Origin of the sequence: Acidovorax facilis, from assembly GCF_050626955.1 — a bacterium.
Lineage (GTDB): Bacteria > Pseudomonadota > Gammaproteobacteria > Burkholderiales > Burkholderiaceae_C > Acidovorax > Acidovorax facilis.
Window position 1 is genome coordinate 3,226,880 of record NZ_CP192460.1, and the last position, 12,405, is coordinate 3,239,284.

Annotated in this window: 10 protein-coding genes; 3 read left to right on the forward strand and 7 right to left on the reverse strand. The window is 67.3% G+C overall.

Annotation, left to right across the window (positions count from 1 at the left end; genetic code table 11):
* Positions 1 to 44: 44 nt before the first annotated feature.
* Both ACQ4MJ_RS14780 and ypfJ read right to left on the reverse strand, forming a co-directional pair.
* Positions 45 to 2,180: a SulP family inorganic anion transporter gene (locus ACQ4MJ_RS14780; RefSeq protein ID WP_121422588.1), complete on the reverse strand. Its 2,136-nt coding sequence runs from the start codon at positions 2,178 to 2,180 to the stop codon at positions 45 to 47.
* Between the two features lie 167 nt (positions 2,181 to 2,347).
* On the reverse strand, positions 2,348 to 3,220 hold the full coding sequence (ypfJ, locus tag ACQ4MJ_RS14785) for a KPN_02809 family neutral zinc metallopeptidase (protein ID WP_431152160.1): 873 nt from the start codon (positions 3,218 to 3,220) through the stop codon (positions 2,348 to 2,350).
* Between the two features lie 144 nt (positions 3,221 to 3,364).
* Between ypfJ and pcp the strand changes: the two genes are divergently transcribed.
* From pcp to ACQ4MJ_RS14800, 3 genes are all read left to right on the forward strand, one after another.
* Positions 3,365 to 4,042: a pyroglutamyl-peptidase I gene (pcp, locus tag ACQ4MJ_RS14790; RefSeq protein WP_431152159.1), complete on the forward strand. Its 678-nt coding sequence runs from the start codon at positions 3,365 to 3,367 to the stop codon at positions 4,040 to 4,042.
* Positions 4,043 to 4,108: 66 nt separating this feature from the next.
* The gene (locus ACQ4MJ_RS14795; protein ID WP_431152157.1) at positions 4,109 to 5,074 is read left to right on the forward strand and encodes a delta(1)-pyrroline-2-carboxylate reductase family protein; all 966 of its coding nucleotides are present in this window, start codon (positions 4,109 to 4,111) and stop codon (positions 5,072 to 5,074) included.
* Positions 5,071 to 6,768 carry a diguanylate cyclase gene (locus ACQ4MJ_RS14800; protein ID WP_431152156.1) on the forward strand — a complete coding sequence of 566 codons (1,698 nt, stop codon included), beginning with the start codon at positions 5,071 to 5,073 and terminating at the stop codon, positions 6,766 to 6,768. Before ACQ4MJ_RS14795 ends, ACQ4MJ_RS14800 begins: the two co-directional genes overlap by 4 nt.
* A 71-nt stretch (positions 6,769 to 6,839) precedes the next feature.
* On the opposite strand, the gene ACQ4MJ_RS14805 is transcribed toward ACQ4MJ_RS14800, so the two are convergent.
* The 5 genes from ACQ4MJ_RS14805 to ACQ4MJ_RS14825 form a co-directional block, all read right to left on the reverse strand.
* A complete protein-coding gene (locus ACQ4MJ_RS14805) occupies positions 6,840 to 7,208 on the reverse strand; it encodes a hypothetical protein (RefSeq protein ID WP_431152155.1) in 369 nt (122 codons plus the stop codon).
* Between the two features lie 153 nt (positions 7,209 to 7,361).
* Positions 7,362 to 7,934 carry a dCTP deaminase gene (gene dcd / locus ACQ4MJ_RS14810; protein WP_055401412.1) on the reverse strand — a complete coding sequence of 191 codons (573 nt, stop codon included), beginning with the start codon at positions 7,932 to 7,934 and terminating at the stop codon, positions 7,362 to 7,364.
* Between the two features lie 81 nt (positions 7,935 to 8,015).
* Positions 8,016 to 9,314, reverse strand: a complete 1,299-nt coding sequence (guaD, locus tag ACQ4MJ_RS14815; RefSeq protein ID WP_431152154.1) for a guanine deaminase — start codon at positions 9,312 to 9,314, stop codon at positions 8,016 to 8,018.
* 89 nt (positions 9,315 to 9,403) lie between these two features.
* Entirely contained in the window at positions 9,404 to 10,504 is a 1,101-nt protein-coding gene (locus tag ACQ4MJ_RS14820) for a BMP family ABC transporter substrate-binding protein (protein ID WP_431152153.1), read from the reverse strand.
* A gap of 179 nt (positions 10,505 to 10,683) precedes the next feature.
* Positions 10,684 to 12,258 (reverse strand): methyl-accepting chemotaxis protein, encoded by a 1,575-nt coding sequence (locus ACQ4MJ_RS14825; RefSeq protein WP_431152152.1) that lies wholly within the window; start codon positions 12,256 to 12,258, stop codon positions 10,684 to 10,686.
* Positions 12,259 to 12,405: the final 147 nt, after the last annotated feature.

Consider the following 12,405-nt stretch of genomic DNA (forward strand, 5'->3'; position numbering starts at 1 on the left):
TCAGCGCTTATCCATCAAGCGCTATTGGCACTTTTTATTCAAAATTACTCCAACACCGCCCGCAATTGGCGTGTGGTCACCGCCAGACGCCTCGCCCCGATCTGGGCGAGGTTATTCATCACGGTGAGCGCTGCCTCGGGGTATTGCCGGGCCCAGGCATCAAAGTGCGCCCGCGACAGGCGCACCAGGTGCGCAGGCCCCCGCTCAGACCCCGCACAAGCGCTGCGCGCAGCGCCGTTGAGGAACGCCATCTCGCCAAACGCCATGCCCGGCCCGACCGTGGCCAAGCGCAGCCCCTTGTCGGGCGGCCACTGGGTCACCAGCGTGATGTGGCCCGACTTCACGACCAGCAGGTCGTGGTCGGTGTCTCCCGCGCTGAACACCACCCCGTGGGGCGGCACGGCCAGAGGCTCCAGCACGGCCATCAGGGCATTGGCCGCCGCCCGGGGCACGCCCTCGCCGATCTCGCCCAGCAGATCCCTTTCGGGACGCGCGGGGCGTTGCTCAATGGGGCGTTGCGAGAGGATGCCGGCCTCGGCCCATTCCAAGGCGCGGTCCAGGTCGGCAAAGGCGCGTACCTGGTCGCCTGCATGTTCAGCGGCCACAGGATCGAGCGCGGCCACGGCAGCGGCAATGCCCTGCTGGCCCAGGTCGCGCACCAGCGCGCGCAGTTGCGCCAGTGCCGTGCTGTCCCAGGCGGGCACGCGGCCCGCATCCAGAATCACCCAGCGGTGGCGCGGCTGCAGCAGCAAACGCACCTGCTCGGCCAAGTGGGCCGCCACGCCGAACGACATCACGCCCTGCAGTTCAAACACAGCCACCTGGTTCATGCGCGGCGAGAGCCAGGTGTCCGAGCCCGCGCGCCGCAGCCGGCGCGAGCGCAGTTCGCCATCGAGCCGCACATGGCGCAGCACCTTGGCGGCGGAGTCGTGCAGCAACACAAAGGTGGCCACCACCAGGCCCGCAACCAGCGCGCCCACGCCGCCCATCACGGCAAATACCAGCGCCACCAGCCAGCTTTGCGCCCAGGTCACCCGCGAGCGCTGCGCGTAGCGCAGCGACCACATGAGACCTGGCACCTGCATGAGCCCGGCCAGCACCAGCCCCCCCGCCAGGCAGGCCATGGGCACCCAGTGCAGCCACCAGGCGCCCGTCACTGCCACGCCCAGCATGATGCCGGCATGCCAGCGCGGTGCGTCGCGGGAGGGGCCCGCCTGCGCCAGCACAATGCGCGAGCGCGATGCGCTGGTGGATGCAGGAATCATCCCGGCCAGCCCGCACAACACGCCCAACAGGCTCTCGCGGCGCAGGGTCAGATTGGCGTTGCCACGCAGACCGTGGTCCAGCTCCAGCTCCTGGTTGAACACCAGTATCTCCAGGCTGTTGACCAGCGCCATCAACAGCGCCAGCACCACCAGGTCCGACCCGTGCTGTTGCGCCAGCGCCATCCAGGGGACACCCGTCCAGTCGGGCCACAGCGGGCCGGCAAACTGGCTGGGCTGCACGGCGGGTGCAAACACATCCCCCAGACCACCACCCCACACCCCCGCCACCGCCACGGCCAGCGCCACCAGGACCACAGCCGACAGCAGCCCCGGCATGCGGGGCCAGCGCCAGCGCAACGCCCAGGCCAGCCCCACCACGGCGAGCGCCGCCAGCAGGTGCCAGCCGGTGCGGGCGTTCCACAGGGCGTCGCTCCCCGCGCCAAAGCCGTTGCGCACCTGGCCCACCACCATCGACAGCCCCACCCCGGCCGCAAAACCATGCGTCACCGAAACGGGCAGGAACCGCGCCACCGAGGCCAGCCGCAGCACCCCCAGCAGCCACTGAAAAACAAACGCCAGCGCCACCGTGGCCCCGCTCACGGCCAGCACCTGGCGCGCACTCAGGCCCAGCGCAGGGGCTGCACCATGGGCGGTCGCCAGCACGGCCGCAAACAGCAGCGCCACCACCGTAGTGGGCGCGTAGACCACCCCGGCACGTGGCACCACCAGCGTGAGCAGCAGGCCCGGCAGGGCCGCCGACCACAGCGCCAGCGCTGCGAGGGAATGGTCGGCCGCCAGGGGTGCAAAAGCCAGCAGGCCCAGGCCGACGGCATGCGGCACCGTGACCGCCGCCGCCGACCACGCGGCGGCGATGCCCGGCGACCGGAGAGGCTGCAGGGACTCAGCAGGGGACATCTCAGTTCTCCATGGCGCCGTAAGTCATCCACACACCACTAAACCGGCGCGGCCCATCCCCGGGCAGCCGCGCAAGGGCCGCCCCGCCGCGCCGGCTGCGTCCCCCTGCCCGCAACGCGCAGTGTTGCGAGAGCGGGGGGAAGCCGCGAAGCGGCTCAGGGGGTGTTTCAAAGACTCCGCGCCGCGAAGGTATCGCAGGCTTTGACGCTGCCATTCTGCAGCCCGTTGTGAAACCAGCGCTGCCGCTGAGCACTGGTGCCGTGGGTGAAGCTTTCGGGCACCACCGCCCCGCCGCTCGAGCGCTGCAGGGCGTCGTCACCAATCTTGGCCGCTGCGTTCATGGCCTCTTCCACATCGCCCTGCTCCAGAATCTGGCGCGCGTTCTGCGCATGGTGTGCCCACACCCCGGCAAAACAGTCGGCCTGCAGCTCCAGCCGCACCGAGAGCGCGTTGTACTCCGCCTTGCTCACGCGGCCACGCATCTGGTCCACCTTGCCGCTGATGCCCAGCTGGTTCTGCACATGGTGGCCTACCTCGTGGGCAATCACATAGGCCTGGGCAAAATCGCCGGGCGCGCCCAGGCGGTTCTTGAGGGTTTCATAAAAGCCCAGGTCGATGTAGACCTTCTGGTCCGCCGGGCAGTAGAACGGGCCCATCGCCGCCTGCCCGGTGCCGCAAGCCGTGGCCGTAGCGCCCCGAAACAGCACCAGGCGCGGCTCCTGATAGGTGCCGCCACCCTGGCGGAACACGGCCTGCCACACGTCTTCGGTATCTGCCAGAACGGTCGATACAAAACGGGCCATGGTGTCGTCGGCCGGGGGGCGCTGGGCAGGCCCCTGCGACTGCACCTGCGCAGATGGCCCGCCGCCACTGAGCAGCCCCAGGATCGTCAGCGGATTGATGCCCAGCACCCACCCGCCCACCAGTGCGATGACGATGGTGCCGATGCCAATGCTGCGCCCGCCGAAAATCGGCGAGCCGCCGCCGCCACCGCGCCGGTCTTCCACATTGTCCGACTCGCGATTGCCTTCCCATTTCATGCCGTATCTCCAGCGCCCTCACCGTGCGGAGGGCATGGCGCATATTACGCGCGGTGCAGGAACCGGAGGGGCCGATTACGATGGCCTGCCTGTCGGCGCCCGCTGGCACGATTCCCCCCTTCCACGCCCCACCCGAACCGCCCCATGCTCCACGACGCCTCGCACTACGCCCCCATCGGCGACAAGGTGATTCTGATCACAGGCTTTGACCCCTTTGGCGGCGACAGCCTGAACCCCAGCTGGCTGGTGGCACAGGCGCTGGACGGGCAGCGCATCGCGGGCCACCGCGTGGTGGCGGCGCAACTGCCCACCGTCTTTGGCGAATCGCTGCAACAGCTGCGGGCGCTGGCCACGGCCCACCGGCCCGCGCTGACCATCTGCCTGGGCCAGGCAGGAGGGCGCAGCGCGCTGTCGCTGGAGCGGGTGGGCATCAATATCAACGACGCCCGCATTCCCGACAACGTGGGCGCCCAGCCCATCGACACGCTGGTGGTGCCCGGCGGGCCTGCCGCCTACTTTGCGAGCCTGCCACTCAAGGCCATGCTGCGCTCCGTACAGCAGGCTGGCGTGCCTTGCGAGGTCTCACAAACAGCGGGCACCTTTGTCTGCAACCATGTGCTGTACGGACTGATGCACATGCTGCAGGCACAAGGCGTTGGCCCTGCGGGCGCCCGGGGCGGATTTGTGCACGTGCCCTGGCTGCCCGGGCAAGGCACACCCTCCCTGGCACTGCGGGACATGGTGCGCGGCATCCACGCAGCCCTGTGGGCCGCTGTGCTTCACCAGAGCGACATAGCGCTCGGGGCGGGTGCCACGCACTGAAATCATGGCCTCGGACTGGGGGCTTGCCCGCTCCCCGGCTCCGCCCTCGCTGTGTAAAGTCGGCGAATGTCCTTCACCTCCCTCTCCCCGGCCCCCGGCACGCTGGACGCAGCTGCCACAGCGGCGTGTCTGCCATGGGACGCGCTGGCCACCGAGATCGCGGCCCTCTTGCGGGACAGCACCGTCTCGGTGCCTGCCCGCACGGTGCTGCCACTGCCCCAGGGCGGCAGCCTGTTTGTCATGCCTGCCACCGACAGCCGCGTGGCGATGGCCAAGCTCATCACGCTGACCCCTGCCAACACGGGCACCGGCCGCCCCGCGATCCAGGGCGACGTCGTGGTGTTTGACGTGACCACGGGCGAACGCCGCCTGGTGCTGGACGGCCCCACCATCACTGCACGGCGCACAGCGGCGGTGTCGCTGCTGGCGGCACAGCATCTGGCGCCGCAGGCCCAGGGGCCGCTGCTCATCGTCGGCGCGGGCGTGCAGGGACTGGCCCACCTGGAAGCCTTTGTGCAGGGCCTGGGGGTGCGTGATGTGTGGGTGGCCTCGCGCAGTGCCGCCAGCGCCGAGGCCCTGGTCCTGCGCGCCCAGGCGCTGGGCGCCCAGGCACGCACGGTGGCCGATGCAGACGCTGCGGTGCCCCATTGCCCGCTGATTGCCGTGTGCACCCCGGCGCACAGCGTGGTGCTGAGCGTGCCACCACGGCCCGACGCCTTTGTGGCAGCGGTTGGGGCCTTCACCCCGGCCATGGCAGAACTGGCCCCCACCTTCTGCCGCCATGTGGCAGCACACGGGCATATCGTGGTGGACAGTGAAGACGCACGCCACGAGGCGGGCGATCTGCTGCAGGCGGGCCTCGACGTGGGCATACTGCCCACACTGCGGGAAGCTCTGCAACGCCAGCGCGCTCCGTCCGCAGGGCCGGTGCTGTTCAAGAGCTGCGGCTGGGCGGGCTGGGACCTGGCTGCGGCCCGCCTGGCGATGCGCCTTGGTACAGAGGGTGCCCCACCCACGCAGGCCACGCCATGAGCCTGCTCCGGTTCTCGGACCACAGCCTGCGCTCGCAGATTGCGCTGGTGTTCGGTACGTTGGTGGTGGGCCTGGCGGTGCTGCTGTCACTGGGATTTGGCGAACTGCTCAAGCTGCGCATCGAGCGCGATGCCGGGACCGCCCTGCAGGTCATTGCCGAAAATGCAGGCAAGCTGCTGGCCAACGGCCTGCAGGAGCGCAGCCGCGAGGCCGAGGTCCTGGCGGCCGCCGAGGCCGTCTGGACCAAAGGGCTCGACAGTGCCGAAGCCCACCACATGCTGGCACGCAGTCAGGCCACCCACCCCCACAGCGCCTGGATCGGTGTGGCCGATGCCCAGGGCGTGGTGCGCGCCGCCACGGGCGGGCTGCTGGTGGGCCAGAGCGTGGCAGAGCGCCCGTGGTTCAAGGAAGGCCTGCAAACACTGCACGTGGGAGATGTCCACCCGGCCAAGCTGCTGGAGCAGCTGCTGGCCCCGCCGCCTTCGGGCGAGCCCTACCGGTTTGTGGATTTTGCGGCGCCCATTCGCCTGGGCCCGACCACCATCGGCGTGGTGGCTATCCACGGCAGCTGGGAATGGACCCATGAGGTCATGGAAAGCCTGACCCCGGTACGTACGGACGACAAGGCGGTAGAACTGTTCGTCTTCGACCGCAAAGGCGAGCTTATCTACGCCCCTGGGGGCCAGACCCGGGCCCTGCAAGTAGCCGGGCAGCGCCTGCCCGTCGAGGCCAACAACCCGGTGGCGTCTGACCGCGCCGCAGGCCGGGCCGTCGTGGCGAGGTGGCTGGATGGCCGCAGCTACCTCACGGCCACCGCACCGATGCAGGCACGCAACAGCACCAGCGACCTCGGCTGGCGCATTGTCGCCCGCGAACCCGTGGAACTGGCCTTCGCCGAGGCCCACCGCACCGTGCAACTGGCACTGGCCATCGGGCTCGGCGCCGCGCTTTTGGCCTCGGTGCTGGCATGGCTGGCGGCACGCCGCCTGAGCGATGACCTGTACGCGCTGGCCGATGCCGCCAGCGCCGTGGAGGCCGACAAGCCCGGCACCCGCATTCCCCAGGCCCACAGCAGCCGGGAAGTGAGCAAGCTTTCAGGCGCACTGGGCCGCATGACGCACCGGCTTCTGACAGCCCACGAAGCCATGGAGGAAAAAGTGCGCCTGCGCACGCTGGAGCTGGAGGCTGCCAACCGCGCCCTGGACCTGCAGGCCCGCACCGATGCTCTGACGGGCCTGCTCAACCGCCGGGGTTTTGAAACGCAGATGGCGTTTGCCCTGGCGCTGGCGCGGCGCAGCGGCCGGCCGTTGAGCCTGATCACAGTCGACGTGGACCATTTCAAGCGCGTGAACGACACCTATGGACACGAAACCGGCGACGAAGTCCTGCGCCGGCTGGCCCGCACGCTGGAAATGCGCCTGCGCAACTCGGATGTGATCGCACGGCTGGGGGGTGAAGAGTTTGTGGTGCTGCTGCCCGACACCGACCTTCTGGGGGCCCAAGCCATCGCCCAGGCCCTGGTCGAAGCCATGGCCGAACAACACGACCCGGTCGTGGGCCGCATCACCGTGAGCGCGGGTGTGGCCAGCATGCGCGGCCTGCAGGACAACGGCCTCGATATCCTGCGCCGGGGCGATGCGGCGCTTTATGAAGCCAAGGGCCAGGGGCGCAACAGGGTCTGCGTGGAGGCATGACCACAGTCCATGAACAGCGGTCAGCGCACAGCAAGGCCGGCGGCGTGCAAGAGACCCGCCAGGAACCTGTTCTAAACCTCGCTGATCTCGGCCACCACGGCGCAGCCCTGGGGCGCGGCCGCATCAAAATAGGCCTGCAGCCGCAAGGCCAGCGCATTCAGGCTGTGGTCCTGAACGGCCCGCGCCACGGCCAGCTGTTCGAGCGCGTAGGGCCGGTGCCCCAGCATCATGGCGGTATTCACACAGTGGCCCGTGGCGGCCATCTTCAGAACGAAAGCGTTGAGAAGCTCGCAGGGCCAATAGTAGGCGTGGGACACGGCTGCCGGGCGCAATGCGCCGTGGTCCGAGGCCAAGTCGCCTGTGGCACCTGCAGGGTCATGTAGAGAAAGCGCAGCTCCCCGGGCCTTGGCGGGTGTGGTCATCGCAGCAAAGGTCAGCATGGTGGACTCCGTGGCCACCGGAGGGCCCGGCGGCATGACACCATGCTAAGAACCTTACCTGCGCTTGCATTTCAGCCAATGGGCACTGGCGCTGTAGGACGCAACCCCTGCGAACACATTGCAGCGCATGCCGAAGGTCCGGCGGGCGGGAGGTCAGGCCTTGGGCAGCGTCACGCCGACCTGCCCCTGGTACTTGCCGCCCCGGTCACGGTAGCTGACCTCACACACATCGTCCTTGTCGCTCTCGAAGAACAGCACCTGCGCGCAGCCCTCGCCCGCGTAGATGCGTGCGGGCAGCGGCGTGGTGTTGGAGAACTCCAGCGTCACATAGCCTTCCCACTCGGGCTCGAATGGGGTCACGTTGACGATGATGCCGCAGCGTGCATAAGTGCTTTTGCCCAGGCAGATGGTGAGCACGTTGCGCGGGATGCGGAAGTACTCCATCGTGCGGGCCAGCGCAAAGCTGTTGGGCGGGATGATGCAGCTGTCGCCCTCGAAATCCACAAAGCTCTTCTCGTCGAAATTCTTCGGGTCCACCACCGTGCTGTGGATGTTGGTGAACACCTTGAATTCGGGTGCGCAGCGGATGTCGTAGCCGTAGCTGCTGGTGCCGTAGCTGATGATCTTGCGGCCCTCCACCTCGCGCACCTGGCCCGGCTCGAAGGGTTCGATCATTCCGTGCTCGGCCGCCATGCGGCGGATCCACTTGTCGCTCTTGATGCTCATGGCTGAATTTCCTGCGCTGTGGCCCTGGCCGTCGGCAAACAGCCGGGCGCTATTAAATATGTAGCTATTAGCGCTTGATGATCAAGCGCTGGGGCCGTATTTTGCTTGAGAAATCACCGTTTGCTCCACCACACGGTCATCGCCCAGCACGATCAGCGCAAACAAAAGCTCGTCCAGGCTGCGCGCCTGACAGGTCTTGCGCTCCAGCAGAGGCGTAGCCCGAGGGTTGAGCACCACAAAGTCGGCCTCGCAGCCCGGCTGCAAATTGCCCACCACACCCGCCAGACCCAGCGCCTTGGCGGCCCCCGCCGTGTGTTGCCACCACAGCTGCTGCGGCGACAGACTCAGCCCCTGCTTGGTCTGGCCCTCACGCCCCACGTAGTACGCGGCCAGCATGGTGTGGAACGGGCTGAAGCTGGTGCCCCCGCCCACATCGCTGGCCAGGCCATAACCAAACCCCACGCGGTCGGCACCGGCGTAGTCGAAGAACCCGCTGCCCAGAAAGAGGTTGCTGGTGGGGCTGACCGCAGCCACCGCACCGGTGTCGCGCATCAGCGCGCGGTCGTCGTCATCAAAGTGGATGCAGTGCGCGTACACCGCGCGTTCGCGCATCAGGCCAAAGTCGTCGTACACGCCCAGGTAGCTGCGCGCGGCGGGGAACAGTTCGCGCGCCCAGCGGATTTCGTCGCGGTTTTCGGCCACGTGGGACTGAATCCACACATCGGGGTAACGCGCAGCCAGCTCGCCCGCGCCGCGCAGTTGTTCATGGGTACTGGTGGGCGCAAAACGCGGGGTGATGGCATAGCCCAGGCGGTCCACGCCGTGCCAGCGCTGGATCAGCGCCTCGGTGTCAATGAGGCTTTGTTCGGTATCGTCACGCACTCCATCGGGCGAGTGGCGGTCCTGCAGCACCTTGCCGGTGATCAGGCGCATGTGCTGGCGTTGCCCCTCGGTGAACAAGGCATCCACTGAGGCGGGGTGCGAGGTGGCAAAAGCCAGCGCCGTGGTCACGCCATGGCGCAGCAGCTCGGCCACAAAGAACTCTGCCACCTGCGCGCTGTAGTCGGATGCGACAAAGCGCGATTCATGGGGAAAGGTGTAGTTCTCCAGCCAGGGCAGCAGACCATCCGCGGGCGAGCCAATCACGTCGGTCTGCGGAAAGTGGATGTGCATGTCCACAAACCCAGGGGCCAGGATGCGACCCGGCAGGTGCGTGACGGGCTCGTGGGCGTACTGGTGCGACAGCGTCTGCCAGGCGCCGGCTGCCAGCACCCGCTGGCGGCCATGGGCATCCGGGCCAATGGCCAGCAGGCCATCTTCGTCATAGAGGGCGCGGCCATCGTCGGCAAATCGCAAAAGGGCGGAACGGTATACAGGCATGGTGCGCTAGCTTAGCGGCACCGCCTGGCGCCAGCATACGGCGCGCCCCATAGTGGCTATGGAAGGCAGTTGGCTGGGCACAGGAGCGCTCAACGCGCCACCTTGCCCACCACCCCTTCCACCAGCCAGTTCATCTGCAGGATCTGCGCATCAGTCAGCGCCTGGCCCGCAGCGATGCGCTCTTGCCCGTCGTTGTCGCGCACCGGCGCCTTGCCCGCGCGGAAGGGCTGGAGCTTGCCAGCACCGATGACCTTTTGCGCATTCAGGACCTCCTGCTGCACGGCGGCAGGCACCTTGGGGCCAAAGTCGCCAACGCGGATCATGCCCTCGCGCACACCGCCCCACAGGTTGGCACTCTTCCAGGTACCGTTCTGCACGGCGCGCACGCGCTCGGTGTAGTAACTGCCCCACTGGTGCGTCACAGCCACGATCTGGGCGTCAGGCCCGGTCTTGCGCATGTCGGAGTGGTAGGCCACGGCCATCTTGCCGCGCTCTTGCGCGGCGGCCATCACGGCGGTGGAACCCGTGTGGAACGCAATCACGTCCACGTCCTGGTTGAACAGCGCCATGGCCGCATCACGCTCCTTGGGTGGGTCGAACCACACATTGAGCCACACCACCTTCACCGCGGCCTGCGGGTTGACCGAGCGCATGCCCAATGTGAAGGCGTTGATGCCCTGGAGCACCTCCGGGATGGGGAAGCCCGCCACAAAACCGGCCACGCCGGTCTTGCTCATGCGACCTGCGGCAATGCCCGCCAGGTAACGCCCCTCGTAGTAGCGCGCATTGGCGGCGGCCACATTGGGAGTGGTCTTGTAGCCCGTGATGGACTCGAACTTCACCTGCGGATAGTCCTGCGCCACCTTGAGCGTGGGCTCCATGTAGCCAAAGCTGGGGGTGAAGATGATCTGGTGGCCCGTGGCCGCCAGATCACGGATCACGCGTTCGGCATCGGCGCCTTCGGCCACGTTCTCGACAAAGGTGGTCTTCACCTGATTGCCCAGCGCGGCCTCGACGGCCTTGCGGCCTTCGTCATGCTGGCGCGTCCAGCCTGCCTCGGTGATGGGCGAGACATAGACAAAACCGGCTTTGACCGGATCGGCCGGACTCCCCTTGGCGGGCGTGGTCTGGGAAAAAGCGGGGGAGAAAAAACAGGCGGCCACGAGCGTGGCAGCGAGGTTTTTGTACATGGTGTTCCTCTACATGGCCCTGATGAAATAGACCGGAAGTGCCGCAGGACGACGGTGCCACCGGGAAGGTCAGACTGTGCGAAAACTACATGAAGCGATGTTGCAAAGACTGCCGGAAAAAAAGCGCTTTCAAGCACGGGCGGGGCGCTGCGGCAGCGCGCAGAGCCCCGTGAGCAATTTCAGTTCAGCCGCAGCGCCTGCGGGCCTGCGCCCAGGCGGAAGGCACCCACCACCTCGGCCAGGCGCGACGCCTGGTCCTTCAGGCTTTCGGCGGCAGCGGTGGACTCTTCCACCAGGGCAGCATTCTGCTGGGTCATCTGGTCCAGCTGGGTCACCGCCACATTCACCTGGCCAATGCCCTGGCTCTGTTCCGAAGCGGCTGCGCTGATCTCTCCAATGATGTCGGTCACGCGGCGCACGGAACTCACGATCTCGCCCATGGTGGTGCCGGCGTTCTGCACCAGGGCAGCACCCGACTCGACCTTCTCCACCGACACGCCGATCAGTGTCTTGATCTCCTTGGCCGCCTGGGCCGAGCGCTGGGCCAGTGAGCGCACTTCGCTGGCCACCACGGCAAAGCCACGGCCCTGCTCGCCCGCACGGGCGGCTTCCACGGCGGCGTTGAGGGCCAGGATATTGGTCTGGAACGCAATGCCGTCGATGGTGCCGATGATGTCGGCAATCTTCTTGCTGCTGGTGTTGATCTCGTCCATGGTGGTCACCACCTGCGCCACCACTTCACCGCCGCGCTGGGCCACTTGTGCGGCCGACACCGCCAGCTGGTTGGCCTGCACGGCCGAATCGGCGCTCTGGCGCACGGTGCTCGTCAGCTCTTCCATCGAGCTGGCGGTCTCCTGCAGGCTGCTGGCCGTTTGCTCGGTGCGTGCGCTCAGGTCCTGGTTGCCGATGGCGATCTGGGTGCTGGCGGTGGAGATGCTGTCCACCACACCACGCACTTGCTGCAGCGAACGGTGCAGAGCGCTGCGCATGGCATCCAGGGCGCGCAGCAGGTGGCCGGTTTCGTCATTGGCGTAGCTCGCCTGGGGGGCACCCGTCAGGTCCATGTTGGCGATGGTCTCTGCAATGGCCTCGGCCTGGCGCAGCGGGCGCGTGATGCTGGTGGTCAGCAGCCAAGCCAGCAAGGCGCCCAGTAGCAGCGACACCCCGGTGCAGATCTGCAGCAGCAGCGTGGTCTGGGCACGCAGCTCTTCGCTGCGCTTGCCGGCAGCATCGAGCTCGGCGCGCTGGCCATCCACCATCTGCTGCACGCCCGCCAGATAGCTGCGGGAGGTGGGCTCGAACCGCTCGGTGAAAACCTTGTTGGCGTTCTCGGCATCGCCCGCCTGCTTGAACTTGCTCACTTCCTCGCGGGCCGCCAGGTAGTCCTTGCGCAGGTCACCCACCTTGGCAAAATGCTGCTTCTTCTCCGGCGTGTCCATCTTGGACTCGATGAATTTCTGCAGCTCGTTGGTATCGCGGATCGACGCGGCCGTGGCGGGCGCAAAGTAGGGGATCAGGCTGGCATCACTGCTCTTGGCAATGGCTGCCGCGCGCTGCACGCCCGATGTGGTGTGGCGCAGCCAGTCCGAGCCAGCGCGCTCGGTCTTGATGTTGTCGTTGACCATGGCGTCGATCTCTTTGCCCAACTGGCTGAGCTTGACCACGGCCACCACGCTGCTGGCAAAAAACAGCGCCAGGATGAGGCCGAGCACCAGGGTCAGGCGCTTGCCAATGGAGATTTGACTGAGAAACATGGAAGGCTCCAAAAAAGGGGGCTACACGGCACCCGTGCACTCCGCAAGGGAGCGCTGGGTAAGGGCCATGGTGGTGGATCACCCCGTGGGCCTGGGCCGGACGCAATTCGAACGAATACTTACTATTTTAAGGGTTTACCCACGCCG